The following is a 23,963-nucleotide window of genomic DNA, read 5'->3' as shown; positions in this document are numbered from 1 at the left end:
GGGGGTGAAACGGCAATGTTTCACGTGAACGAAGAAAACCTCGACTACCGTTATGGCACCCACGGGCCGAAGTACTTACGAAAAGGACCAAATGTCGATATTGGCGTGGTGTTGTTAAAACCGGGCGATGACCATGAAAATCACTATCATACGACCTGCGAAGAAATTTTCTATATCCTTGAAGGGGAAATGGATATTTATATAAACGGCGAGCCTGTACATGTCAAACCTGGCGACATGCTGCAGGTCCGGCCATTTGAAACTCATTATTTAAAAAATACTTCCTCTGTCGATTTCAAAGCGGTGTTTATAAAATCGCCGCATATCAGCGAAAGAGACACGGTCATTGTAGAAAATCCGAAAATGAAGGAGTGATTTTTGAAATGAATTGGGGATTTCAAAATAGAATGAGTCAGATCTTTCCAGGCGGCAAAGCCGTCATGCTGGCGATAGACCACGGCTATTTCCTCGGCCCTGTCCATGGGTTGGAAAAACCGGGCGAAACAGTTCGCAGCCTGCTTCAGCATACGGATTCGTTATTTGTGACTAGGGGGACACTCGATGCCTGCATCCCTTCCGATGTAAATAAGCCGATGCTGTTGCGGGTGTCCGGCGGTCCGAGTGTGCTTAGCGACCTTTCCAATGAGACGATTGTGACACCGATTAAGGAAGCAATCCGCCATAATGTGGTTGGGGTCGGGGTTTCGATGTTTATCGGGTCCAAGTATGAAACGCAGACAGTAGCGAATTTGGCGAATGTCGTTACCGAGGCCCATGAGTATGGCATTCCTGTACTTGCGATTACTGCTGTCGGCCATGAACTGGAGAAGCGGGACGCACGGTTCCTAGGTTTGGCATCGCGGATTGCTGCCGAAATGGGGGCGGATATTGTTAAAACCTATTATTGTGAGGGGTTTGAAAAAGTTACGGGGACCTGTCCGGTGCCGGTTGTGATTGCGGGCGGGCCTAAGTTGGAGACGATTAAAGATGCGCTGGAGCTTACGTTTAATGCAATGAACCAGGGTGCAGCGGGCGTTGATATGGGTCGTAATATCTGGCAATCGGAATATCCGGAAGCGATGATTCAGGCGATTAACGGGATTGTGCATAAGGGGCTGAAGGTTGGTGAGGCGCTGGAGTTGTATGGGCAGTTGACGGGAGTGAAGGTGGGCTAAAATTGTTGCATTAATTGGTGTGGAGGGCAAAACCTGGCCCTCCCTTTTTATTTGGACAATTTTCACTACATAATTTGAACCTCTCACTACATAATTCCAGGATTTCACTACATAATTTCCGGTCCTCACGACATTTTGGAATAAATCGCGTTAAAATACCATATTTCTCCATTTGCTGATTATATGAAACTATTAGACTCGTCATTTCGTCTTTTATAGTGATATAATTTTTCAAAAACAAGAAAGGAACTGCTAGCTTTGAAACGAAAAAGAAAAAGAATACGAATAAAACGAGTATTACCTTTATTAGTTCTCGTGATTACCATAGTGGTAATCTTTTATAATAATACGAATTCTGATACTCCGAAACCGGCGATTGCAAAGGATGTTCCAATGCCGACTGAACTTCATCCTGTCGTGAAGGAGCGCACCAATCAGTTAATCCAGCAGGCTGCCAAAAAAGGGATTGTCGTGGTTATTACGGATGGGTTTCGCAGTGCCGATGAGCAGGACAGTCTTTATGAACAAGGCCGTACCGCAGAGGGAGCGGTTGTCACCCATGCAAAGGGCGGCGAGTCTTATCACAATTACGGACTGGCGATTGATTTTGCGCTAAAGACGCCTTCGGGAGATGTGGTGTGGGACCGGGAATATGATCGGAATGGAAACTCGAAATCCGATTGGATGGAGGTCGTCCAAATGGCGAAAAAGCTGGGGTTTGAATGGGGCGGAGACTGGGCTAAATTCAAAGACTACCCTCACCTGGAGATGAATTTTGGTTTAACGATTGCTGATCTGCAGAATGGGGAACGACCAGATTCCTCCTTAGTTGCGGGACCAAATTCAGGCGAATAGTGATTTTCACTATTCGCCTGCGGATGTCGTTATACTTGGTCAAAATCTTTAGTAGTACCAGTGTTCATTTATCAATATTGGATACATTTTTCGTTTGAAGTGGATGGTTTTGTAAAATGGTTTCTACTTCTTCATATCCCTCAAGAAATGCAAAGTTATATCTAGCCGGCAGCGCGAAAACATATTTATCATTTTCTCCCAGCTTTGTTGGTCCAATAGGTGCTGCTCCAATATGAAATTCCCCTTTTTCAAGTGAAGACCATTGATCAAGCGTAAAAATCATAATCGGAATATCCTGTCTCGGATTCGCCTCCGTCCAACCTGGGTGTCTAATTAAAAGGATTTTGCCACTCTCGATTATTTTATTTTGTTCAGTAGATATACCTTCCCAAGTATCCGTTACTATCTGGTACCCCTCCCAACTTTTCGGTAACGCAAAGCTAAATCCATATTCTGTATTTTCATATAGACTAGGATCTGTTGATTTAGGATCAGCTGGGTTCTTATTATCATTTTCCTCTTTGTTTTTATCTATTGTCACAGGTTCTTTCGTTTGTTGCCCTGGCGTATTTGAATTAGAATCTGATAGTTTATCCTCAATGAACGGAATAGCTAAAACAGCGAATAATATGAACGCAGCAACACTAGCTAAACCTACTAACATCTTTTTCATTATTGCAGCTCCCCTTTTCTTGTTATCATATGAACTTGCAAATTGTAATAGGTTTTCATGGATTTTATCTTGGGTATCTTTAGTAAACTTTTTATCATAATCAGGTTCTGGTAATGAGCGAATTTTTCTCTCTACATCATCAAATTTCTCATCATTTTTCATAGAGAGTATCCTCCAATACTTTTTTGTAGTGTCTTTAACGCACGATGATAGGTTATTCGAACCTTATTTTCATTCCAATTTAAAATGGATGCTGTTTCAGATACAGTGAGTTCTTTAATCCCTCTAAGGATGATGACATCTCGATAATTTGTTTTTAAAGATTGGATTGCTTGATAAAGCAACCTGTTATTTTCATTTAGTTGGAGAATTTTCTCCGGTGTTTCCTTATCCGTTTGCTCCTCCCTGAACCAATTCATTTGCTTGATCCTTAAACGCTTTCTTTTTCTAATTTCATCTATTCCCACATGGCGCGCAATCGAAAAAAGCCAGGTTTTAGGACTTGATTTTCCCTGATAAGTATCAAAGCCTTTAATTGCTCGGATAAAAACTTCCTGCACCAGATCTTCTACATCACTTGACCCGATGTAATAAACTAAAAAGTGGTATATATCTTTGTTGTACAAGTAAAACCACTCCGAAATTGTGTTGCTTATCATCAGCTGGTCAACTCCATTTTTTCTCCTATTTTTAATCCCCACAAATTAGTCGAATTAGCGCAATATTTATTTCACCTTTCACAATATTTAAGTTAACACGAAAACCTCCGCCCGGTTAGTGAAAAAATATTTTATATAACGATGTAAATAAAAGGAAAACCCCTCCCTCATCTCGAATAAAGTTAATAAGTATGATTATCGTTTGAAAGGAGAACGTTCATGTCCAATACAATTGTTGAAAGCGTTTACGGTAAATTACAAGGAGAACAGATTGATGGTGTTTATTCTTGGAAGGGGATCCCCTTTGCAAAACCGCCAGTCGGCCCGCTTCGGTTCCGGGCTCCGGAACTGCCGGATTCTTGGGAAGGTGTTCGGGATGCAACCTCCTTTTCACCGGTTGCAGCGCAAACTCAAAAAGAAATAATGGAGTTTTTCGGGAATGACGTCTCGAATGTGAGTGAGGATTGCTTATACCTAAATGTTTGGTCACCGGGAGCAGATGATAAAAAACGTCCCGTGATGGTTTGGATTCATGGTGGTGCTTATGTTACTGGATCTGGATCTGGTCATTGGTATAATGGATCTTCGTTTGCTGCTCAAGGCGATGTCGTTGTCGTGACAATTAATTACCGGTTGGGAGTTTTCGGCTTCCTTCACCTTGGCGAAATTGGCGGAGCTGAATATGCCACTTCCGGGAACTGCGGGATCCTGGATCAGGTTGCCGCACTGCATTGGGTGCAGGAAAATATTTCGGCATTCGGCGGCGACCCTAATAACGTAACCATTTTTGGAGAATCGGCGGGGGCCATGAGTGTTGGAGTATTGCTTGGATTCCCTTCTGCTCAAGGTCTTTTCCAAAAAGCAATCCTGCAAAGCGGCGCAGCGGCAAACGTCCATCCTCCTGAAACCGCAACAAAAGTAGCGGGTGCCATACTCGCAGCTTTACAAGTAGAACCTACTAATCTGGCAAAATTGGAGGAGTTGCCAGTTGAACAGCTGCTTCAAGCTGCCGATCTTCTCCCGTCAATGAGCTTGGGACCGGTTATTGATGGCGTATCCCTGCCAAAACATCCACAACTGGCGATAGCCGAGGGTTCAGCAAAGGATATCCCGGTTTTAATTGGTACCAACAAGGATGAATTCAATATTTTCAGTGTCTTTGACCCTGAGTGGAAAGATGCAGATGAGGCAAAGGTCAAGGCGATTTTTGAAAAAACCTTTGGACCGCTCGTGCCTCTTATTGCAAACTTTAATCCTGAACCACTAAGCCAAGATCTATTCAATAAACTGCTGACCATTCATATTTTTACATACCCTGCGCAAAAGCTGGCAGAGCTGCAGGGTAATCAAGGTGCTCCGGTCTGGATGTATCGCTTTGATTGGGAGACACCTGTATTTGACGGCGCCCTTAAAGCAACACATGCATTAGAAATTCCTTTTGTCTGGAACACACTGGATAAGCCAAACACGACAAACTTCACAGGTACCTCTCCGGAACGGCAGCTGGTAGCCGATCAAATGCACCAGGCCTGGATTAACTTTGCACGGAACGGCAATCCAAATACTGACGCCCTCCCTTCGTGGCCAAAGTATGATTTGAATTTCCGGCCAACGATGATTTTTAACCTGGAGAGTGCGGTCGTGAATGACCCTAACCGGGCCGAACGGTTGGTATGGGAACAAGCGGCAACGGTAATGAAATCGTAAAAAAGGAGGTCTAGCCGGATAGAAAACCGGCTAGACCTTGTTTATTTTTAGATCGATCCTATCAATCAGACTTCCAATTAGAATGCCTACTAGGTATCGCAACAGGTCCACCGCAAGAAAACCTTGTCCCAACACAAGCGCTCCGAGCACTGTTCCGCGAATCTGATTAATCCAGTTGGCCTGGTATAGTTGGCTAAATTCAATTCCGAAACTAAATAATATGCTAAGGATAATGGCAGTTTGGATGCTTTTTTTTGCAAGCAAGAAGCGGAATCCGAAATAGACCATCATCGCCCACAATGCATCACCGGCATTTTCCGCTATAAAGGGCGGCAGGAACTGGCCGTATTTTCGGGAGGCAAGCCCTAATAAAATGACAATTATGATTGTTGTTAAATACATGCTTCTTTTCAAATTCAGTGGAATCTCCCCCCTCGAAATAAATATTACGCTTTCTTCCTTTTTTAAGCATCATATGTTACTTTCTTTTTATGAAAAAATCGTATATGAAAGAGGGATTGTTATAAACATTTTGTGGGATTTCGATGGGACGCTTTTTGATACCTATCCAGCACTTGTTGAAGGATTTGTACAGGTAGTGGGGCAAGAGCTAGACCGCGGTGAGGTTTTAAAATGGCTGAAAAAGGATTCTAAGACGGCCTTTAAACATTATGGAATTGATGAGAGCCGACGTGGCGAGTACCAAGTGTCTTTTAATTATTTTTCCAAAAGGATCAGCAAGCCATTTGATGGGGTTAAGGATGCTTTAGAAGCAGTCAAGAACAATGTGATTGTGACGCATCGCGATAAGGAGTCCACGATTTATCTGCTTGAGAAATTTGATTTATTAAAATACTTTAAGGACATTGTTTCCGTTGAAGAACAGGGCTTTACCAGAAAGCCTCATCGCTCGTCATATGAATATGTCCTTAAAAGCCATCACATTGATTTGGTGGTTGGGGACCGGGACTTGGATTTAATTCCTGCACGAGAATTAAAGATTAAAACCTGTTCCTTTCAAAATCGTAACATTGAGGCTGATTTTCATATTGAGAGCTATGCGGAGTTTGTTCCGATCGTTCTTAAATTAATGGGTACCATTTTCCGTCCTCCATTTTGATTTTTACATATTATTTTCCTGTTCTGCAGCTCATATACTTAACCTTCAACATAAATTAATCGAAGTTTAACAATTTGCTAACATCTATAACACTGTTTATTAACATCGGAACGTTATAGTATGTAGTAGAGGGGATGGCATGCGTGGCCATCACGGTATTTGGCGTAGGAGGAGCCGATACTTTATTGTTCCTGTCTTCCAATTGATAACGTAGAAAAAGCTATTCTTAAATGAAATTTGTCCTCAAACTTTACAGTCTTTTTTTGTACAAGCAAATGGCTCAGTAGATTGGGCCATTTGCTTTTCTTTCCCCCAAAAAGCTAAATTATCTTCAAACCCAATCTCAAAACGTTGGAAATATAGTGAAATTTAGGTGGTAATATACATTTTTAAGTAAAAATTTGGCATAAAAACAAAAAATTAATTTTAGTTTGTCCACACCTTCCGTTCGCTATGGAATTTAATAGTACAAAGGGGGTGGAGGAATATGAGTATGGGGGATGTTGTTTCAATTGGTGCCAATTGTATATTACAAACCAGGAGAAATGGCTTTTTTCTTGTAGTGGAGATTGAAGTGGAGGCAAATGGTGTTGCATTCGAAGAATTCGTGTTTATTCGAATTTCCCGCCGAGAAGCAAGAGTATTATTGAATGCAGGCGTTGAGCTTTGTGAAATTGTATCCAGCCGTCCAAGATCTGATGATCTGGAGGTGGAATTCATTTGTGTATTCATTGTTGATGGAGAAGCATTTGCCTTGTTTGATGTAGAAGACGATATGGACCGAGCAGTTTTTGTCACAATCACATTAGCACAGGCACGCAGCTTAATCAACAGGGGTGCAAGACGTTGCACAGTCATTAACAGAAGAGTAATTTAACACACTCGGGGAAGGTTCTCATCATCCACAAGCATGAGAACCTTCCCCATGTGTCTAAACGCAAGTAAACGATTGAATTTGCCGTAGATTTATTCCGAAATACATCCATCTAAATCCAGTCCATCGGTACCCTGCGACTGAGTTGCGTCCGACAAATATTGGATAGAACCAAAATTGCTCGAAACCTCTTAGCCATACATACGTGAATCTGAATAAACATCTTCTAATACCGCCTGGATCAACGGCAAATGCTTCCGCTTGCTGTTGTGTCTGTGTGGGAACAAAGGATGGCGGCGGTGACGCTGGCGGCCCAACTTGCGGGACTTGACCCGGTGGTGCTGTTGGAGGTCCTGCTCCTGGGCCTTGACCCGGTGGGGCAATTGGTGGTGAAAAGCCAGGTGTTCCTGACGGCGGTCCCATTGGTGGGAAAAATTGGCCAAATTGTCTTTCATAAGGGTTCATTTGGTAATAATACTCCTCTGGAAATGGAGTTGAATACACATGAATTTCCTGAGTATATGGATTGGTATTATACATAGATATAGGATTAAGATACATAACATGCACTCCTTTCTTCTCAAACTTACATCATCCTATTCCTTAGTCATTGACCTATAAACTTGTTCTCTCAAAAATGGGCATAACCTCACTCCTACGAGATTTGTCCCAATCCGTAATCTCACAGAAATAGATATCATATGTTAAAATTTATCAAAGAGGCATCCTTTTCCAATGCGTATCTATATGAAGGAGGTTCACCGATGAACACATGGCTAAAAAATGGCTTCACTATATCTACCAATAAAGAGTATTTAGATATCGAAACAATCCACAAGTTTTTAAGCGAAGAATCCTACTGGGCACTGGGCCGCCCAAAGGAAATCATAAAGAAGTCGATTGACAATACTGCCTTATGTTTTGGCGTCTATAAAGGGGATGTCAGCAAAGGCGATGTAGAGCAGGTTGGCTTTGCAAGGGTCGTCTCAGATTTGACGATCTTTGCGTATCTTGCAGATGTGTTCATTGTGCCCGAATACCGTAAATTAGGGTTGTCCAAATGGCTGATGGAGGTTATCACCAACCACCAAGACCTGCAAAATGTCCGCCGGTTTATGTTAGTCACAAATGATGCCCACACCCTGTATAGCCAATTCGGTTTCAAAGCGATTGATCACCCGGAAAGGTTTATGGAAAAATTTCGCGGATGATGCATGAGAACCGTCCCCATGATTCAATTTTAATAGAATAGGAGATTTCTAATGGACAAAATAAATTTTTCAATTGTGGATGTTTTTTCGCAGGGGAAATATACCGGAAACCAGCTTGCTGTTTTCAAAAATGCGGGTAATCTATCTGGCCGGGAAATGCAGCAAATCGCCAAGGAAATGAATTATTCGGAGTCTACTTTTATTCTATCTGACCAAACAAAAGACGGTGGCTATGATGTCCGCATCTTTACTCCTAATGAAGAGGTGCCTTTTGCCGGCCATCCGACGCTGGGAACTGCCTATGTTATTCAACATGAGCTATTAAAGGAACCGGCAGAAACACTTACACTAAATTATATGGCTGGCCCGATTCCTGTCTCGTTTGATACAAACGAAAGCATTATTTGGATGAAACAGAATCAACCTGCCTTTGGACAGATATTAGAGACCGACCCGGTTTGTGATGTCTTACAAATCGAGAAGGATGCCATTGATGAGCGGTTCCCGATCCAAGAGGTTTCCACTGGGCTCCCTGTCATTCTTGTCCCCTTAAAAAGTCTGGACACTGTTAAAAGAGTAAGGGTCAATTTAGAAAAGTACTATGAATTGATTGAGAATACGGACGCAAAAGCGATTTTGGTATTTGCTCCTGAAACGTATCATCCGGATAATCAGGTAAATGTCCGCGACTTTGGAGATTATTATGGGATGCCAGAGGATGCCGCCACTGGCAGCGCAAATGGATGCTTGGCTTCCTACCTAGTTAAATACCGATTTTTCCAAACAAGCGATATCAATATAAGAGTCGAACAAGGATATGAAATGGGCAGACCATCTTTATTGTTTTTAAAGGCAAATGAGGAGAACGGCGAAATCAACATTTCCGTTGGGGGAAGGGTTGAAAAGATTGCTCAGGGTGAATGGTTACTATAAATTTCCACATACGTGGACGGCTCTTATGGTTTTTACATGCATAAGGTCCGTCCCCATGAATTACTCCACTAGAAGAAACAGTACACTCTCTTCTCCCCAAACTTCCCCTGTAGGATGGAATCCTATGAAGATTCTTCGAATGGCAAAATGTATCGATATGGAACAGGTGATGACAATACAGTAGAAGTATTGATGTTTCCAAATGGAATTAATTTATCGATTAATTGCCTCATGCCATTCATGTTTGAAACAGCAGCTTTTAAAATATAGCTTACTTCCCCGGTCACACGATGGCACTCGATAATTCCCTCTTCTTTTTTAACGAATTCTTCAAATTCTTGTAAGGATACTTTAACGCCGCCCACTTGAATAATTAACAGTATGTCTCTTCCAATTGCAGGAAGGGAAATTCTGGCACTGTATTCTTCGATAACCCCTTTCTCTTGCAGCCGGTGAAGACGTTCCGAAATACTCGGCCTACTTAACGCTAACTCCTGTGATAAGTCGCTGATTGTCATGCGGGAATTTTTTTGCAAAAGCTCTAATAACTTAATGTCTATTTGATCCACCAAAAACACTCCTTTCATTATGAATATAAAACGATAGATTTTAATTCAAATTGAATACAACTTAATAATAATGCCTTCTTATTGATATGTAAAATTGTCCTTTTATCTTTTATTATTAAAATAGTTATTAATCGTATTAATATTGATAAGAGATTAGGTGATTTAAAAATGAGGAAGTCAATAAATATTTTCCTAGGATGCTTGGTAACAAGTATTGGGGTTATCCTTTTAAAACATGCCAATATTGTCACAGGAGGCACAGCCGGACTCTCGCTAAGTGTAGCGTATCTTTTTAATCTTCCATTCGCTGTGATTTTCTTTTTAGTAAATATCCCGTTTTATATTTTTTCAGTTTTTAGAATGGGATGGAAGTTTACCTTAAATACCGTTGTTTCTGTTTCCATCCTGACGTTATTGACTGGAATGGACCAATGGCTGCCACACTTTTCACTTCCGATTTGGATAGGTGCAATGTTGGGCGGGTTAATAATTGGAATTGGTGTAACGATACTGTTTATGAATGGAGCTTCCCTTGGCGGGGCTAATATTCTTGCTTTGTATCTGCAAAAGAGATTTCAATTCAACCCTGGTAAAATAAACTTCCTATTTGATGCCATTGTTGTTCTATCTAGCATTTACGTTGTCGGGCTGCTAAGAGGTCTTTTCTCCATCTTGTCGATTGCGGTAACAGCCCAAGTAATAAGCTATTATAAAAATGACATTGCGAACAGAAACAAAGCAGCTGAGAGAAAAGAAACCTTTTCCATTCATCCAGCGAAATCGCATGCAGCTGTTCCTAGATAGTGTCAATACATATGGGAACGGTTATCATGATCCTGAATCATGAGACCCGTTCCCTTGTCTTTCTTCTTGATGAAAGCCCTATCCATTTACGGGTTTCAATAACTTTTAGATAAGAAAAGACAAAAAATGGAGTAAAAAAGGGATTGCCTGCAGCAATCCCTTTTACCATTGTTAATTTTTCACATATCATCGTTATCCTTTAGGAAACCACGCCTCTAACATTTCTTGTTCTCTTTCCCGCGAAACCCCTGCTTTAAGATTATGCTGCTGGCGGGCCTTCAGCCATTCATAAACATCTTTAATCGTCTCCTCCAGTGATCGGGTGACAAGGCCCGCTTTAACTGCTTTTTCGATATTGATAGAAAAAGAGCCTTTCCACGGTTCTGTTTCTCGCTCTAGCGGGAAGTTCTCGGGAACCCATAGCGGCATTTCCGTCCATGGCTGCACATTACGCTTCAGCAAAAATTGCTCATCTGCCCATACCCATTCGCACTCGCTATTGGCGACAGCTTTACAAGTATCCAACAGCTCTTCCATCGTCAATTTATCGTTCGGGCCTGTCACATTAAACGTCCCTGCTTTTCTGTTTTCCGCCATATCAAACACCCATTTGGCGATATCTTTTATATCAATCAGTTGAACAAGACGGTCCCGACGCCCCGGCACCAATACTTTTCCTCCCTGTGCTACCCGCTGGACCCAGTACGGAAGCCGGTCCGTGTAGTCAAACGGTCCGACAAGCTGTCCTGCTCTTATTTGCAGCACACGTCCCGGCCAATGCTTTTCTGCTTCCCTCTCACATAGGACCTTCAACGCACCGTAATACTCATAAGGAGAAGCTTCCCCTTCCTCAACAGCTCTTAGTTGATCCTGCGATAAAGTTTGTAGCTGATAGTCTTCGGTAATATTGAGCGGAACCCAATCTTTATAAACAGAGATGCTTGAAATATACGTATAATGATGGATGTTGTCCCCAAGTACCGCTGCGATTTTTTGAATCTGCCGGGGAACAAACCCACACGTATCCATTACCACATCCCACTTGCGATTTTTCAGAAGGGACACATCTCCGTCCCGATCCCCAATTAGCTTCTCCACTTCAGGAAATACCTCTTTATTGGTTCCACGATTAAATAAGGTTATTTCGTGACCCCTATTCAAGCCTTCCTCTACCAACGCTCTTCCTAAAAAACGAGTCCCTCCTAAAAGTAAAACCTTCATCCTTCTCCCCCATTCCATTTATAAATCTCTTTTACTTTATATAACGATTATTTTTTATAAAAAGATACGGGGAGGATAATAAATTTATCCTAGGGGGAATTTTCACAATGGAAAATGTTGAATTTTTAATACCATATTTTCATCACTCCATTATGAAATTATTTCACCATTTTTTTCCTTATAATCACTATTCGACTAAACCGCCCCTAAGCAATGCTCTTATAATGTTTATGTAAAATATGTAATTTAATTTTGTTTTGGACAAGGATTAAATAATTTTTTTAGAAGCATTCTATATTTTGTGTTGTAAACAAATAATAAGGAGGAAATACAAATGACAAATCAAGTCGACACTAATAAATTGAAACAAGCAGAGGCGGCTTCTTCTATTGTAAAAGATATGATCACTTCAGCCATTGAACAATCAGCTGCTAACACCACTCTTTGCTTAGAAGCATTGAAACAAGCATCAAGTGAAGTTGCACAAATTCAAACATTGATAAGTCAAGTGCAGTCCCAGATGCAAACCCAACCGTCTTATTCAGAAGAATAATAATGACTTTAATCTTCTTTCAAAGAAGAAAAAAGAACACTAATTGGAGGGGCTTCCGCAAAGGAACCCCCTATTACCTTTGAGGAAATCCAGAAGGTGTTAGGAGAGCGAATATTAAATTGGGATATGTTGTTTATGCTCGATGCTTTGGGTATTTAAAAAAAAAGAGGAACATTGCCATCTCACAAAAAAAGACTGCCCCTAAAAGTTATACTTTTTGGGACAGACTCTTTATTTGGTTACTATAAAAAATAGAAACCGAATATTTCGTTATGGCAATTTCCAAGCTACATTATAGTCATCATAGCCGCCATAGTACTGCCAGATTTCGGCCTTTTCGGTTGTTCCTGGGAAGTTGACCCAGTATGAATTGCTGGTTGTCAAATCGGATGGGATGTCACCTGGGTAATAGGCAACCCAGTAAGCACCCGGAGTATTGGGTGAAAAGTCCCCCATGGTACGGTCCCAGTTGCCTGGAGATGAATAGGTTCCTGGTTTTACACCTTGTCCATATTGATTTAAATAATTGACGAATGCGTTATAAATCTCATGATTATTGGCATAGTCATAGTCACTTAAACCGGTATAAGCCGATTCTACATCAATAAAAATAACGGGTCTAACCTTTGAGCTATATACACTCTTCATAGCTTCGTAGCTTTCTAGAGCTAATTTTGCCTGCTGCGCACCCCAATCGCTTGCGGAGATTCCTGCTGGTGCTGTTTGCATACCGGATAAAAACCAATAACCGTACACATAGCTGGCACTCTGTGCTCTTGCACTACTGAAATAAATGGCACCACCCGTGTTTGCATCAAACTGCACCGTGCTCCCATAACCTAACTTCCCAATATAAAAATCTTCCCCTGCAGGATTCGCTGATGAAGCTGAATCCGATCCGAATAGATATCCTGCAGTTTCAGCAGTTGTAGTCGATTCTTCTAATTGACTATCAGAAGTAGTTTGATAGATTGCTGAGTTTTCAGAAGCATGCATTTTTGCCGTTTCACTGGCATGTATGCTTGCCTGTGATTTTCCGATGCTTCCTTCTTCTTTATGTTCCACTTCAGTTTTGACTTCCTCTATTGGCTGAGCATCAGCTTCGACTTCTTCTGCTGGCTGAACAGCTATCTCCGTCTCAGCAGGAACTATAGGGGTTTCAACCTTTTTTTCATTGGCATGTCCATTTTGGGAGCCGGTAGCTTGAACAGCTTTAACAGGTTCCACTTTTGCTTTATCAAGTCCAGCCGCTGCAGTAAATTGGCCTCCTGACATAAGTCCAAACGACAATACTCCTGTTACTACGAATGATTTTACGAGTTTATATGTTTTAAGATAATGTTTCATTTTTCAATTTTGCTCCTTTATTTTTCGTTACCCGTGGCTTAATTAGCAGTTAACGTTTTAAAAAAAGGAGCTGTTTCTGGTGGTGGTGAAGGTGGAGCATTAATCCATTGGTGACTGTACTTAGCTTGGCGAGAAGTGTAGTTCAGGCCAAGGGTCAGCGATAAATGTTCATCCCAGTCTGACCAATTTGCTATAAAACCTACCGCACCTGTCCCAGGACTGAACTGAACATCAGACTGCCCTCCTGGGGATGACGTAAGCTGCGGAAGGATATTCATGACCTCAAAAGGAATCTTCCTATCGTTAGATGGAGCCTTGCTTTCTTCAACTATATGTGGTTCCTGCGAAATGCTAGTCTTTATTGATACTGAGGAATCATTTTCTTCCGTAATGGTTTCTGACTTAGCATTCACACTTGAAGAATGGTTGTCCATTTCGGCTTCAGGAGCAGATTGGTTTGAGGGGGTTGACTCAGAGACCTCCGGAAGCTGGTTCGTGTCGACATTTGGCTTTGGCGGCCCTGATTGTCCCACGTCCTTCACCTTTGCAGTCTGTTCAGCAGATTTACTAGCATTCAAACCCTTATCTAAGGGAGGTGCTGCCCTATTCGTCTTGTTTGGTGACGCTGAAACAGATTTGATTGGTATGGATTTTTGTGTACTAGGATTCGCCTCCGGTTTTTGAACCACTTCACCTTGACTTTTATGTACATTTTCAGTTGGAACTGGCACTTCTTTTTTTGAAGCTACTGGATTTTCAGCATTCGCTGAAACGCGAGTTTGTGCTGCTGCGTTTTGTTGTTCCGGTTGACCGGCTGCTCCGTTTGCCAATGCGTTATTTGGCAAGAAAGCAGCCGCCCCTAAAATAACACCCATTAGAATAAAATGCCTAAAGTACATTCTTTCACCCCCTTTCAAAAGCAGAGTTTTATCACTTCCACTGACAGCATTCGACAATGTCATTAAATTTTTTGTCGGTTTTAACAATAATGGGTTCTTTTAACCTAAGCAGGATTTATAATCGATGAGTCAAAGTTCCTCTACAAAGGGGCTATACTCACAGCAAATCTTCTGATGAGATGCCCCCTTATAAATGCAGCTTGCTCCGAACTGTTTAGTGCCCTAACTGAGAGTAGAAACGACTTCTATTTGGTGAAATGTTCGCCGAATATTGGAAATACTTTTATGTTTTACGTTCCGAATTAGGTTGTTATAATGGTGGGTATGAAACGTGAGGAAGGAGATGCCGCAATGACCACATTTGAAAAGTTAAAGCCGATTATTGCAGATCAACTGGGGGTTAAAATAGAGGAGGTCAGACTTGATGCATCATTCAAGGATGACTTTGAAGCTGATTCGCTTGATATGGTGGATCTGACGATGGAAATTGAGGATGAATTTGCGATTGAAATTAGTGATAAAGTGGCGCCGACGCTTCAAACAGTCGGTGATGTCGTAAACTTTATTGAAAAAAATCGTTAACAAATAAGGCGGATAGCCCGACGCAGACGGACACTCGACCGTATAGCAGATGGCATCCGCTTTTTCTATATTTAAAAAATGCTGTTTGGAAACCTATCGATTTTTCAAAAAAAGCAGCCCTCAAGACTATTCGAAAACAATCCTCGAGGGCTTCCAGATATAATATATAAGGGGGGTCTTGAAAAAGACTGTCTTAATAGTAGCTTATTATTCTTAATAAATTCTTAACTTACTGCATGATAGGGGAGTTTTTTTAGATTTACCGTTCCTTCTTTATTGATTAATTAATTCCGTACCATACGAGTTATCTATCGCACAAAGAATCATACTGATAAATAGAACAAAAGACACATGGGGACGGTTCTCATGCATCTGATGCATGAGAACCGTCCCCATGATTCACTTTATAGGATGATAAACGCAAAGACAATGGCAAGGATGATGCGGTAGTAAGCGAATGTTGAAAGCCTTACTTTGTCGAGCAGTTTTAGGAATCCGATGCAGGAAAGCAATGCGACTACAAAGGCTGTTACAAAGCCGATGACAAAGGTGGTGATGTCTCCTGACGTTATGGCGTCCATATTTTTCAATAAGTCTAATCCTGTTGCTCCTACCATAATAGGCAATGCCAGAATGAAGGAAAATTCGGCGGCTGTTTTTTGGCTTGCGCCCACTAATAATCCTCCGGAAATGGTAGAACCAGCTCGTGAAAATCCTGGCCAAACAGCTAAGCATTGAAACAGACCAATATATAGGGCTTGCTTATAGGATAATTGATCAATAGTGTGCGCTGTAACCGTTGTGTTCTTTTTGTCAGCATAAATTAATAAAAAGGCACCGACTACTAAAGCTACCAAAACGACTGTTGCAGAGAACAGAACATTTTTAATAAAATCGTGGAGGACAAAGCCTACAATCACGGCTGGCAGTACACCTAAAAATACGTGAAGAAGATTCAGTTTTGTTCTGTTGTTGTCCTTTATATTTAAACTCTTAAAGTCTAACAGTGAAAAAAATCTTCTCCAATATAACACGACAATTGCTAGGATCGATCCTAATTGAATGACAACTTCAAATGTTTTCGCCCGATCTCCCTCGAACCCTAATAGATGACCGGCTAAGATGAGATGTCCTGTTGATGAAACGGGAAGATATTCTGTTAACCCTTCAACGATTCCCATTATAAACGCTATTACGTGCTCACTCATAAATATATTTTCCTCCTAATTAAATGCTACCTTTTAATAATACCCGTTAATGACCAAAAAGCAGTATTAATTTTTAGTTAAAAAATATTTTAACATAAAATATAGGGACGGTCCTCATGCAGCTGATGCATGAGAACCGTCCCTATGCTTCACTTTATGGATAGCTTTAATGACTCAAGATTTTTTTTCATGACGCCTATATAGTCTAGGCTTTGTTTTTGTTCTTCTTTTGTTAGTCCTTCTAATGGGTTTAATACGGCTGTTTTAGCGCCTATTTCTTTGGCTAGTGTATCAGCTACTTTGGATGAGGTTAGCTCTTCAAAATAAATGATTTTTACATTTTTCTTCTTGGTTAATTCCGTTAATTCAGCCAATTTGCCTAATGTAGGTTCTACATCTGGGGACAAGCCGGCAATTGGAATTTGCGTTAACCCGTATTGTTTGGCCAAATATCCAAATGCAGCGTGCTGGGTAACAAATTCTTTATTCATAGCTTGATCGATGGTTTCTTTGTATTCGCGGTCTAATTCGGCAAGCTGGGAATTCAAATCAGCGGCATTTTTCTCATACTGATCTTTATTATCTGGGTCTACTTCTCCTAGAGCCTTCGCTATAGTGTCCACCTCTTGCTGGGCTAACACCGGAGAAAGCCAAACATGGGGATCTTTAGAAGACGAATGTTCTGAATGGTCATGGTCCGCCTCTTCGCCTGTTTCTAGTGCATCCATCAATTCGATTCCATCAGAGGCCTCGACAACCTTCAATTTGGAAGCATCAATGCTCTTGAGTACCTTTTCAGTCCAAGTTTCAAAATAATGGCTATTATAAATAAACACATCAGCATCTTGAATTTTCATCATATCTTTTGTAGTTGGGTCCCAATCATGCGGCTCGACACCATTTGGTATCAATAGTTCAACGTTGGCTGAATTGCCCGCCACCTTCTGAGCAAAATAATAGATTGGATAAAAAGTAGTGACAATTTGCAGTTTTTTGGATCCATCACTCTGTTTTTCACTGTTTGTTGAAGCTGCGTTGGAGCAACCACTTAATATCAATAGAAAAATAATAAATAGACTTATATGTCTTTTCATGCTCCCTTTACCTCCATAATTATCCATAATTAGGAATCGTTACGATTTATTTGCCATATTTATCTGTATTTTTATGACATTTTTAGATTTGTCAAATCGAAATTATTACGATTTAAATCGTATAATGATTTATTGTTTCTGTCAACTTCCAAATTATAACGAAAAGAACTGACTTAATACACTTTTTAAAAGAATTGTTATACTGCTGCAGTAATAGTCCATATAAATGGATCCTTCATTTTATCCCAATCTTGGCTCATTTCCTCTTCGGACAACAAACAGCGATCTAAAGAAGTCTTCACAAGTTTTTTATCCATATCAATCCCAATTAGAACAAGTTCATTCTTCCGATCCCCAAACTGTTCATCCCAGTCATCTTTTAATTCGGGATTTTCCTTTAAAAACTGAACTTGTTGCTCAGATGGCAAGGAGGCTACCCAATATGAAACTGGGTCTAATTGTATTGAAGGACCTGCCTGTGAGAACAATAAAGCTAGATCATTCCTGGTTGCACACCATACGATCCCCTTCGCCCTTACGATTTCTGCAGGCATTTCTTCAATCCAGTGATTAAACCTTTCAGAATGGAATGGGGTCGAACTTCTATAAACGAAGGAGCTAATCCCATACTCTTCCGTTTCTGGCGTATGCTCAGGTGCCTCCAGTTCTTTTAACCAGCCGGCCGACTCACTTGCTGCTTCAAAATTAAATAAACCCGTATTTATAATCTCTGCAGCAGCTATTTTTCCCTTTACCGTCCTGTGAAATTTTGCTGCAGGCTGCAGTTTCTTTAAAAATACCTCCAGCTGATCTAATTGCTCTTCTTCCAATAAATCGCATTTATTAAGAAGTAAAACATCACAAAACTCAATTTGGTCAACCAATAAGTCCGCAACCGAGCGATCGTCATCTTCACCTAAAGCCTGGCTTCTTTCCAAAAGTAAATCCCCCGAACCAAAATCATGCCAGAACCTATTTGCATCCACCACCGTCACCATGGTATCCAGCCTGCAATATTTTGTCAGGTCAATCCCCAATTCATCATCTATGTAAGAAAATGTTTGCGCCACTGGTACAGGTTCACTAATACCTGTTGATTCAATCAAAATGTAATCAATATTTCCTTTCTTGACCAGACGCTCCACTTCCTTTAAAAGATCTTCTCTTAACGTACAGCAAATGCACCCATTCGATAATTCAACTAGTTTTTCTTCCGTCCTATTTAGACCTCCTCCTTGTTTCACTAATTCGGCATCTACATTGATTTCACTCATGTCATTAACAATGACGGCAACTCTTAACCCATCTCGGTTTTGAAGAATATGATTTAATAATGTTGTCTTGCCTGCACCTAAATAGCCGCTTAATACAGTTACTGGAATCTTAGTATCATTCATACAAATTCTTCCTTCCTGCTTAAATCAAAATCATTACGATTTAAAGATTATGCTGAGGCTTGAAAAAATAGAACATTCAGGATGTTGCCTAGTATCAATTTAATGACTTTCAAAAAAGCTACTTCGTTTCTCTATGCAGTGTATATCGTTTCAATCAGGGGGAATATTTCCGTAATTCCAGCCTGTCAGGATTAGTTCTTTTGTTTTTAGTAGTGATGTAATTTCGATCACCTGTTTCCGTACATTGCAGGGTTATTTTTACACGCATATTATTTCCTCCTTCCTAATAAATCGTAATCATTTCGTTTTGTATTCTACAGTAGTTCTTTTTATCATGTCAAGTCCAAAACGAAACATAGGGACGGTCCTCATGCAACTGATGCATGAGAACCGTCCCTATGAATCACTAATGCCCGCCAAGGTAGGCTTTTTTGATTTCTTCGCTTGCTTGGAGTTCGGCGGCGGTGCCTGAGATTTGGATGCGGCCGGTTTCGATGACGTAGGCCCGGTCGGCGACGGATAAGGCCATGTTGGCGTTTTGTTCGACGAGCAGGACGGTTGTTCCTTCCTTATTAATCTGCTCGATAATGTTAAAAATTTGTTTAACGATCAAAGGCGCCAAGCCCATTGAAGGCTCATCCAGCAGCAGCAGCTTTGGCTTGGCCATGATGGCCCGTCCCATTGCCAGCATTTGCTGTTCCCCGCCGGAAAGTGTTCCGGATAGCTGCTTGCGGCGTTCCAGCAGCCGCGGGAACAATTCATAGACTTTTTCCATATCCTTGCGAATCCCGCTTGCGTCCTTTCTGGTATAGGCGCCAAGCTCCAAATTTTCCTCTACTGACATATTGGAGAACACGCGCCGTCCTTCTGGGACGTGGGAAATGCCTGCCTTAACTATTGCTTGCGGTGCCTTTGTGGAGATCGTATCGCCTAAATATTCAATCGTCCCTGATTTTGGCCTTTGCAGTCCGGATAAGGTTTTCAGAAGCGTACTTTTTCCCGCTCCGTTAGCCCCAATTAAGGTGACAATTTCGCCTTCCTTCACTTCTAATGAAATGCCTTTGAGCGCCTGAATGTTTCCATAAAACACATTAATATCATTGACCTTAAGCATGTTCGTCAGAAACCTCCTCTCCCAAATAAGCCTCGATGACCTTCGGATGGCTCCGAATTTCCTCCGGAGTACCTTCCGCAATCAGTTGGCCATGGTCGAGGACATAAATCCGTTCACAGATTCCCATGACAAGCTGCATGTCATGTTCAATTAATAAAATCGTCAAGTCAAACTGTTCACGAATAAAGGCAATTAGTTCCATTAATTCGTGGGTCTCCTGCGGGTTCATCCCCGCGGCCGGTTCATCCAGCAGCAATAGTTTCGGACCGGCCGCTAACGCCCGGGCGATTTCCAATCTCCGCTGCTGGCCATACGGTAAATTTTTCGCCTTTTCATCTTTAAATCTTTCCAAGTTAAAAATTTTTAAAAACTCAAGCGCTTTATCTTCCATGTTTTTCTCCTCAGAAAAATGGGAGGGAAGACGAAAAATGGAGCTCAAGATGGAGTTTTTCGCTAACGAATGATAGGCAACCTTTACATTGTCTAACACGGATAATTCACTAAACAGGCGAATATTTTGGAAGGTACGGCTGATCCCGCTTTGCGTCACCTTGTAGGGAGGCAGTCCGTTCAGCCGCTTTCCGTTAAATACAATCTCGCCTTCTGTTGGCACGTAAACACCTGTTAACAAGTTAAAGCTAGTGGTTTTTCCGGCTCCGTTCGGTCCAATTAATCCGACCAGTTCGCCTTGGTTAAGTCTCATATCAAAGCCAGAAACGGCTTTTAATCCGCCAAACTGAATGCCGGCATTTTTCACTTCAAGTAACGCCATCTTAATTGCCTCCTTTAGCCGGTTTCCACTTGAATAAATCAGTGACTTCACGTGTGCCCATCAAGCCTTGAGGACGGTAAAGCATCACGATGACCAAAACTAAGCTATAGATAATCATCCGTGTCTCCGGATATTGTGCCAAGAATGCTGATATAACGGTTAATAAAATAGCCGAAATCACTGACCCTGTAAGGCTGCCGAGGCCGCCCAAGACAACGAAGATGAGGATATCAAATGATTTTAAGAAACCGAAATTTCCCGGCTGGATGATATAGAAATTATGTGAAAATAGCCCGCCGGCAATTCCGGCAAAAAATGATCCAATCGCAAAAGCAAGAACTTTATAATACGTGGTGTTGATTCCCATCGCATCAGCAGCAATTTCATTTTCCCGAACCGCAATACACGCCCGTCCGTGCCTAGAATTCGTAAAGTTCGTAATCACCAGAATCGTAATGACCAGACAGACAAAAGTGACGGTCCAAGTCGTCAGATGCGATACCTGCATACCAGCGGCCCCGCCAACATAGTCAATATTAAATAAGGCAATGCGAATGATTTCTGCAAAACCAAGAGTCGCAATCGCCAAATAGTCACCACGGAGCCTTAGGGTCGGAATGCCGACAATCAGACCGGCCAAAGCGGCAATAACCCCGCCAAGCACAACGGCAAGAATAAATGGCAGCTCTAATTTCATCGTGACAATCGCTGAAACATAAGCGCCGACTGCCAGGAAACCAGCGTGGCCGATGGAGAACTGGCCAGTGATGCCAATGACCAAATGGAGACTGACTGCCAGAATAATATTAATGGCAATGGTAATCAACAAATTACTATAATAAATATTTATGAACCCTGAGCCGATGAAAAATTGGACGACTACGTACACAACCGCCGCTAGAATCAGAAATGCCCAAAATGATTTTGATTTCTTCATTATTTTTCACCTATACTTTCTCTCTTGTATTTTTCCCAAAGATGCCGGATGGTCTGAAAATAAGGATGAGAATCAAAATGACAAAGGCGGCGGCATCTCTCCATAAAGAAAATCCTGCTGCACTGACAATCGATTCAATGACACCGAGGAAAATCCCGCCAACCATCGCTCCCGGTATACTGCCGATGCCCCCTAATACGGCTGCAACGAACGCTTTTAACCCAGGAATGACACCCATCAGCGGTTCAATTTTTGTATAATAAACACCAAACACGACCCCTGCTGCTCCTGCTAATGCCGAACCAATGGCAAACGTGAAGGAAATCGTTTTGTCAACGCTTATTCCCATTAAGCGGGCGGCGTCCATATCAAGAGAAACAGCGCGCATCGCTTTTCCCATTTTCGTGCGTTGAACAATAAATTGTAAAATAATCATTAAAATAATTGATGTTAATAGGATAAATAAAGACTGGCTGTTAATATGGACACCAAAGAAATTGATGGCCTTATTTGGCAATACGTCAGCAGGATATGCTTCCGGCTGAGCGCCGCGGATATAGATCATTCCGTATTCAATCAACAAAGACATTCCGATCGCTGTAATCAAGGCAGCGATTCTCGTAGCATTCCGAAGCCGTTTATAGGCAATCCGTTCAATTAATACCCCAAATACCGCACAGAATACCATCGAAATGATGAGTGCAGGCAAGAAGCCTAATCCCCATCCCTTAATCGCATAGAATCCAATAAAGGCACCAACCATAAATACATCACCATGAGCAAAGTTAATTAATTTAATGATCCCATACACCATGGTGTATCCTAATGCGATTAAGGCATAGATGCTGCCGAGTGAAATTCCATTTATCAGCTGTTGTAACCAATCCATACGTTTTTGCTCCTTTTTTCTAAGGCTGTGTTAAACTTGTCTGTTCTATTTATCAATAGTTCACAAACTAACAATTATTTTTAGCATAGCCTTTTTTTACAAAAGTAAAATGGAAGGATAATCCTTCCATTTTACTGGTCTAAATATTAAGGATTAATTTTCGAGTTAAATACTTGTTTACCATCTTTGTATTCTAGCACTGTTGCAGATTTAATTGGGTGATGATTTTTATCAATCGATAATACTCCAGTTACAAGTGATAAATCTTTCGTTTTCGCTAATTCCTTTTGAATCTTGACAGAGTCTGTGCTGCCTGCACGTTTAATGGCATCTGCTAAGAAATAAACAGTGTCATAACCAAGGGCATTGAAAGCGTTAGGCGCATCGCCATTGTTCTTGTCTTTGAATGCTTTAACAAAGTCTTGAACCTTCTGATCAGGATCTTCAGTTGAATAGTGGTTGATTAGATAAGTGTTATTTAATGCGTCAGCACCTGCTAAATCAACTAACTTTGGTGAATCCCATCCGTCTGCACCCATTAAAGGAGCAGTGATGCCAAGCTCGCGTGCTTGCTTAACAATTAAGCCAACTTCTTCATAATATCCTGGGATAAAAATAAAGGATGGATTTTTCGCCTTAATACGAGTTAATGTGGCACGGAAGTCAGTATCCTTACCTACATAAGACTCTTCTGCAACGATTTTGCCGCCAGCTTTTTCAAATGTTTTCTTGAAAGCATCGGATAATCCTTTTGCATAGTCACTTGAGCTATCTGAGAAAATGGCTGCATCTTTTACTTTTAAATTACTTGCAGCAAAGTTCGCAGCAACTGTGCCTTGGAATGGATCAATAAAAGATGTACGGAAAACGAATTCTCTTACTTTTCCTTTTTCATCTACAGTAACAGTTGGGCTGGTTCCGCCTGGTGCGATTAGAACGGTTTTCGTATCATTGGCAATTTGTGCTTGGGCCACTGTATTTCCGCTTGTTGCTGCACCGATTACCGCATTTACTTTATCTTGGCTTGTCAGCTTGATAATTCCGTTTGTTGCTTCAGCCGCTTCTGATTTATTGTCATTTTTAATCACTTCGATTTTCTTGCCCTCAACACCGCCAGCTTTGTTAATTTCCGCTACGGCCATTTCAACACCTTTTGCCATGGATTCACCGTATGATGCAACGTTACCGGAAAGCTCCATGTTTACGCCAAGCTTGAAGACATCTGAATTGCCTCCGCCGCCGCTGGCGCTTTGGTTTCCTGTCCCACAGCCGGCAAGGATTCCAGCAGCTAATGCTGATACCATAAATACCTTACTAAATTTCTTTTTCATCTCTAGGTTCCCCCTCTGTTGTTTTTCTCTTTTTTTGAT

At 41.4% G+C, this 23,963-nt stretch carries 28 protein-coding genes; 12 read left to right on the top strand and 16 right to left on the bottom strand.

What is annotated here, in order from left to right; all coding sequences use genetic code 11:
* The first annotated feature begins 15 nt into the window (after positions 1–15).
* The 3 genes from V5M37_RS04295 to V5M37_RS04285 all read left to right on the top strand — a co-directional run bounded on the left by V5M37_RS04295 (position 16) and on the right by V5M37_RS04285 (position 2,030).
* A complete protein-coding gene (locus V5M37_RS04295; RefSeq protein ID WP_423800918.1) occupies positions 16–375 on the top strand; it encodes a cupin domain-containing protein in 360 nt (119 codons plus the stop codon).
* Positions 376–383: 8 nt separating this feature from the next.
* The gene (lsrF, locus tag V5M37_RS04290) at positions 384–1,175 is read left to right on the top strand and encodes a 3-hydroxy-5-phosphonooxypentane-2,4-dione thiolase (protein ID WP_423800917.1); all 792 of its coding nucleotides are present in this window, start codon (positions 384–386) and stop codon (positions 1,173–1,175) included.
* Positions 1,176–1,433: 258 nt separating this feature from the next.
* A complete protein-coding gene (locus V5M37_RS04285; RefSeq protein WP_423800916.1) occupies positions 1,434–2,030 on the top strand; it encodes a M15 family metallopeptidase in 597 nt (198 codons plus the stop codon).
* A gap of 64 nt (positions 2,031–2,094) precedes the next feature.
* Here the strand turns inward: V5M37_RS04285 and V5M37_RS04280 are convergent, their stop codons facing one another.
* Together V5M37_RS04280 and V5M37_RS04275 are read right to left on the bottom strand one after the other, a co-directional pair.
* Entirely contained in the window at positions 2,095–2,865 is a 771-nt protein-coding gene (locus V5M37_RS04280) for a hypothetical protein (RefSeq protein WP_423800915.1), read from the bottom strand.
* Positions 2,862–3,329 (bottom strand): RNA polymerase sigma factor, encoded by a 468-nt coding sequence (locus V5M37_RS04275; RefSeq protein ID WP_423800914.1) that lies wholly within the window; start codon positions 3,327–3,329, stop codon positions 2,862–2,864. Before V5M37_RS04275 ends, V5M37_RS04280 begins: the two co-directional genes overlap by 4 nt.
* 252 nt (positions 3,330–3,581) lie before the next feature.
* Here V5M37_RS04275 and V5M37_RS04270 point away from each other — a divergent pair, with 252 nt between their 5' ends.
* On the top strand, positions 3,582–5,069 hold the full coding sequence (locus tag V5M37_RS04270) for a carboxylesterase/lipase family protein (protein WP_423800913.1): 1,488 nt from the start codon (positions 3,582–3,584) through the stop codon (positions 5,067–5,069).
* A 30-nt stretch (positions 5,070–5,099) separates the two neighbouring features.
* Here V5M37_RS04270 and V5M37_RS04265 read toward each other — a convergent pair whose 3' ends face one another.
* Positions 5,100–5,483 (bottom strand): DUF2809 domain-containing protein, encoded by a 384-nt coding sequence (locus tag V5M37_RS04265; RefSeq protein ID WP_423800912.1) that lies wholly within the window; start codon positions 5,481–5,483, stop codon positions 5,100–5,102.
* A 118-nt stretch (positions 5,484–5,601) separates the two neighbouring features.
* Between V5M37_RS04265 and V5M37_RS04260 the strand changes: the two genes are divergently transcribed.
* The 5 genes from V5M37_RS04260 to V5M37_RS04240 all read left to right on the top strand — a co-directional run bounded on the left by V5M37_RS04260 (position 5,602) and on the right by V5M37_RS04240 (position 9,207).
* Positions 5,602–6,189: an HAD hydrolase-like protein gene (locus V5M37_RS04260; RefSeq protein WP_423800911.1), complete on the top strand. Its 588-nt coding sequence runs from the start codon at positions 5,602–5,604 to the stop codon at positions 6,187–6,189.
* Positions 6,190–6,676: 487 nt separating this feature from the next.
* The gene (locus V5M37_RS04255; RefSeq protein WP_423800910.1) at positions 6,677–7,066 is read left to right on the top strand and encodes a hypothetical protein; all 390 of its coding nucleotides are present in this window, start codon (positions 6,677–6,679) and stop codon (positions 7,064–7,066) included.
* Between the two features lie 287 nt (positions 7,067–7,353).
* Positions 7,354–7,605, top strand: a complete 252-nt coding sequence (locus V5M37_RS04250) for a hypothetical protein (RefSeq protein WP_423800909.1) — start codon at positions 7,354–7,356, stop codon at positions 7,603–7,605.
* Between the two features lie 222 nt (positions 7,606–7,827).
* The gene (locus tag V5M37_RS04245) at positions 7,828–8,274 is read left to right on the top strand and encodes a GNAT family N-acetyltransferase (protein WP_423800908.1); all 447 of its coding nucleotides are present in this window, start codon (positions 7,828–7,830) and stop codon (positions 8,272–8,274) included.
* Positions 8,275–8,325: 51 nt separating this feature from the next.
* Positions 8,326–9,207, top strand: coding sequence for a PhzF family phenazine biosynthesis protein (locus tag V5M37_RS04240; RefSeq protein WP_423800907.1), 882 nt, complete (start codon positions 8,326–8,328; stop codon positions 9,205–9,207).
* A 122-nt stretch (positions 9,208–9,329) separates the two neighbouring features.
* On the opposite strand, the gene V5M37_RS04235 is transcribed toward V5M37_RS04240, so the two are convergent.
* Positions 9,330–9,776, bottom strand: a complete 447-nt coding sequence (locus tag V5M37_RS04235) for an Lrp/AsnC family transcriptional regulator (protein WP_423800906.1) — start codon at positions 9,774–9,776, stop codon at positions 9,330–9,332.
* A gap of 168 nt (positions 9,777–9,944) precedes the next feature.
* Between V5M37_RS04235 and V5M37_RS04230 the strand changes: the two genes are divergently transcribed.
* On the top strand, positions 9,945–10,580 hold the full coding sequence (locus tag V5M37_RS04230) for a YitT family protein (protein WP_423800905.1): 636 nt from the start codon (positions 9,945–9,947) through the stop codon (positions 10,578–10,580).
* Between the two features lie 192 nt (positions 10,581–10,772).
* Here the strand turns inward: V5M37_RS04230 and V5M37_RS04225 are convergent, their stop codons facing one another.
* The gene (locus V5M37_RS04225; protein WP_423800904.1) at positions 10,773–11,801 is read right to left on the bottom strand and encodes an SDR family oxidoreductase; all 1,029 of its coding nucleotides are present in this window, start codon (positions 11,799–11,801) and stop codon (positions 10,773–10,775) included.
* A 334-nt stretch (positions 11,802–12,135) separates the two neighbouring features.
* On the opposite strand from V5M37_RS04225, the gene V5M37_RS04220 reads away from it, so the two are divergent.
* On the top strand, positions 12,136–12,354 hold the full coding sequence (locus tag V5M37_RS04220; RefSeq protein WP_213146297.1) for a hypothetical protein: 219 nt from the start codon (positions 12,136–12,138) through the stop codon (positions 12,352–12,354).
* A 270-nt stretch (positions 12,355–12,624) separates the two neighbouring features.
* Here the strand turns inward: V5M37_RS04220 and V5M37_RS04215 are convergent, their stop codons facing one another.
* Positions 12,625–13,701 (bottom strand): hypothetical protein, encoded by a 1,077-nt coding sequence (locus V5M37_RS04215; RefSeq protein ID WP_423800903.1) that lies wholly within the window; start codon positions 13,699–13,701, stop codon positions 12,625–12,627.
* A 38-nt stretch (positions 13,702–13,739) separates the two neighbouring features.
* Positions 13,740–14,600, bottom strand: coding sequence for a hypothetical protein (locus V5M37_RS04210; protein WP_423800902.1), 861 nt, complete (start codon positions 14,598–14,600; stop codon positions 13,740–13,742).
* 351 nt (positions 14,601–14,951) lie between these two features.
* Here V5M37_RS04210 and acpP point away from each other — a divergent pair, with 351 nt between their 5' ends.
* On the top strand, positions 14,952–15,182 hold the full coding sequence (acpP, locus tag V5M37_RS04205; protein ID WP_423800901.1) for an acyl carrier protein: 231 nt from the start codon (positions 14,952–14,954) through the stop codon (positions 15,180–15,182).
* 404 nt (positions 15,183–15,586) lie between these two features.
* On the opposite strand, the gene bacA is transcribed toward acpP, so the two are convergent.
* From bacA to V5M37_RS04160, 9 genes are all read right to left on the bottom strand, one after another.
* A complete protein-coding gene (gene bacA / locus V5M37_RS04200; RefSeq protein ID WP_423800900.1) occupies positions 15,587–16,390 on the bottom strand; it encodes an undecaprenyl-diphosphate phosphatase in 804 nt (267 codons plus the stop codon).
* Between the two features lie 149 nt (positions 16,391–16,539).
* Positions 16,540–17,484: a metal ABC transporter substrate-binding protein gene (locus V5M37_RS04195; RefSeq protein ID WP_423800899.1), complete on the bottom strand. Its 945-nt coding sequence runs from the start codon at positions 17,482–17,484 to the stop codon at positions 16,540–16,542.
* Positions 17,485–17,681: 197 nt separating this feature from the next.
* Positions 17,682–18,881, bottom strand: a complete 1,200-nt coding sequence (locus V5M37_RS04190) for a GTP-binding protein (RefSeq protein WP_423800898.1) — start codon at positions 18,879–18,881, stop codon at positions 17,682–17,684.
* A 154-nt stretch (positions 18,882–19,035) separates the two neighbouring features.
* Complete coding sequence (rpmG, locus tag V5M37_RS04185; protein WP_423800897.1) at positions 19,036–19,149, bottom strand: 50S ribosomal protein L33; 114 nt, start codon at positions 19,147–19,149, stop codon at positions 19,036–19,038.
* A gap of 138 nt (positions 19,150–19,287) precedes the next feature.
* Positions 19,288–19,995: an ABC transporter ATP-binding protein gene (locus V5M37_RS04180; RefSeq protein ID WP_423800896.1), complete on the bottom strand. Its 708-nt coding sequence runs from the start codon at positions 19,993–19,995 to the stop codon at positions 19,288–19,290.
* Entirely contained in the window at positions 19,988–20,767 is a 780-nt protein-coding gene (locus tag V5M37_RS04175) for an ABC transporter ATP-binding protein (RefSeq protein ID WP_423800895.1), read from the bottom strand. The genes V5M37_RS04180 and V5M37_RS04175 overlap by 8 nt, the downstream gene beginning before the upstream one ends.
* Before the next feature lies 1 nt (position 20,768).
* Positions 20,769–21,704: a branched-chain amino acid ABC transporter permease gene (locus tag V5M37_RS04170; RefSeq protein ID WP_213146290.1), complete on the bottom strand. Its 936-nt coding sequence runs from the start codon at positions 21,702–21,704 to the stop codon at positions 20,769–20,771.
* A 10-nt stretch (positions 21,705–21,714) separates the two neighbouring features.
* A complete protein-coding gene (locus tag V5M37_RS04165) occupies positions 21,715–22,593 on the bottom strand; it encodes a branched-chain amino acid ABC transporter permease (protein WP_213146289.1) in 879 nt (292 codons plus the stop codon).
* Positions 22,594–22,739: 146 nt separating this feature from the next.
* The gene (locus tag V5M37_RS04160) at positions 22,740–23,924 is read right to left on the bottom strand and encodes an ABC transporter substrate-binding protein (protein ID WP_423800894.1); all 1,185 of its coding nucleotides are present in this window, start codon (positions 23,922–23,924) and stop codon (positions 22,740–22,742) included.
* Positions 23,925–23,963: the final 39 nt, after the last annotated feature.

Source organism: Neobacillus sp. SAB-20_R2A (assembly GCF_049568635.1).
Classification (GTDB): Bacteria; Bacillota; Bacilli; order Bacillales; family Cytobacillaceae; genus Neobacillus; species Neobacillus citreus.
This window is presented reverse-complemented; position numbering and strand designations above follow the sequence as displayed.

Coding starts and splice junctions, on each gene's coding strand:
- V5M37_RS04165 (WP_213146289.1), bottom strand. CDS start 22,593: ATGGATTGGTTACAACAGCTGATAAATGGAATTTCACTCGGCAGCATC.
- V5M37_RS04230 (WP_423800905.1), top strand. CDS start 9,945: ATGAGGAAGTCAATAAATATTTTCCTAGGATGCTTGGTAACAAGTATT.
- V5M37_RS04190 (WP_423800898.1), bottom strand. CDS start 18,881: ATGAATGATACTAAGATTCCAGTAACTGTATTAAGCGGCTATTTAGGT.
- rpmG (WP_423800897.1), bottom strand. CDS start 19,149: ATGCGTGTAAAAATAACCCTGCAATGTACGGAAACAGGTGATCGAAAT.
- V5M37_RS04220 (WP_213146297.1), top strand. CDS start 12,136: ATGACAAATCAAGTCGACACTAATAAATTGAAACAAGCAGAGGCGGCT.
- V5M37_RS04240 (WP_423800907.1), top strand. CDS start 8,326: ATGGACAAAATAAATTTTTCAATTGTGGATGTTTTTTCGCAGGGGAAA.
- V5M37_RS04250 (WP_423800909.1), top strand. CDS start 7,354: ATGGCGGCGGTGACGCTGGCGGCCCAACTTGCGGGACTTGACCCGGTG.
- V5M37_RS04210 (WP_423800902.1), bottom strand. CDS start 14,600: ATGTACTTTAGGCATTTTATTCTAATGGGTGTTATTTTAGGGGCGGCT.
- V5M37_RS04195 (WP_423800899.1), bottom strand. CDS start 17,484: ATGAAAAGACATATAAGTCTATTTATTATTTTTCTATTGATATTAAGT.
- V5M37_RS04160 (WP_423800894.1), bottom strand. CDS start 23,924: ATGAAAAAGAAATTTAGTAAGGTATTTATGGTATCAGCATTAGCTGCT.
- V5M37_RS04215 (WP_423800903.1), bottom strand. CDS start 13,701: ATGAAACATTATCTTAAAACATATAAACTCGTAAAATCATTCGTAGTA.
- V5M37_RS04245 (WP_423800908.1), top strand. CDS start 7,828: ATGAACACATGGCTAAAAAATGGCTTCACTATATCTACCAATAAAGAG.
- V5M37_RS04280 (WP_423800915.1), bottom strand. CDS start 2,865: ATGAAAAATGATGAGAAATTTGATGATGTAGAGAGAAAAATTCGCTCA.
- acpP (WP_423800901.1), top strand. CDS start 14,952: ATGACCACATTTGAAAAGTTAAAGCCGATTATTGCAGATCAACTGGGG.
- V5M37_RS04255 (WP_423800910.1), top strand. CDS start 6,677: ATGAGTATGGGGGATGTTGTTTCAATTGGTGCCAATTGTATATTACAA.
- V5M37_RS04170 (WP_213146290.1), bottom strand. CDS start 21,704: ATGAAGAAATCAAAATCATTTTGGGCATTTCTGATTCTAGCGGCGGTT.
- bacA (WP_423800900.1), bottom strand. CDS start 16,390: ATGAGTGAGCACGTAATAGCGTTTATAATGGGAATCGTTGAAGGGTTA.
- V5M37_RS04180 (WP_423800896.1), bottom strand. CDS start 19,995: ATGCTTAAGGTCAATGATATTAATGTGTTTTATGGAAACATTCAGGCG.
- V5M37_RS04270 (WP_423800913.1), top strand. CDS start 3,582: ATGTCCAATACAATTGTTGAAAGCGTTTACGGTAAATTACAAGGAGAA.
- V5M37_RS04225 (WP_423800904.1), bottom strand. CDS start 11,801: ATGAAGGTTTTACTTTTAGGAGGGACTCGTTTTTTAGGAAGAGCGTTG.
- lsrF (WP_423800917.1), top strand. CDS start 384: ATGAATTGGGGATTTCAAAATAGAATGAGTCAGATCTTTCCAGGCGGC.
- V5M37_RS04175 (WP_423800895.1), bottom strand. CDS start 20,767: ATGGCGTTACTTGAAGTGAAAAATGCCGGCATTCAGTTTGGCGGATTA.
- V5M37_RS04295 (WP_423800918.1), top strand. CDS start 16: ATGTTTCACGTGAACGAAGAAAACCTCGACTACCGTTATGGCACCCAC.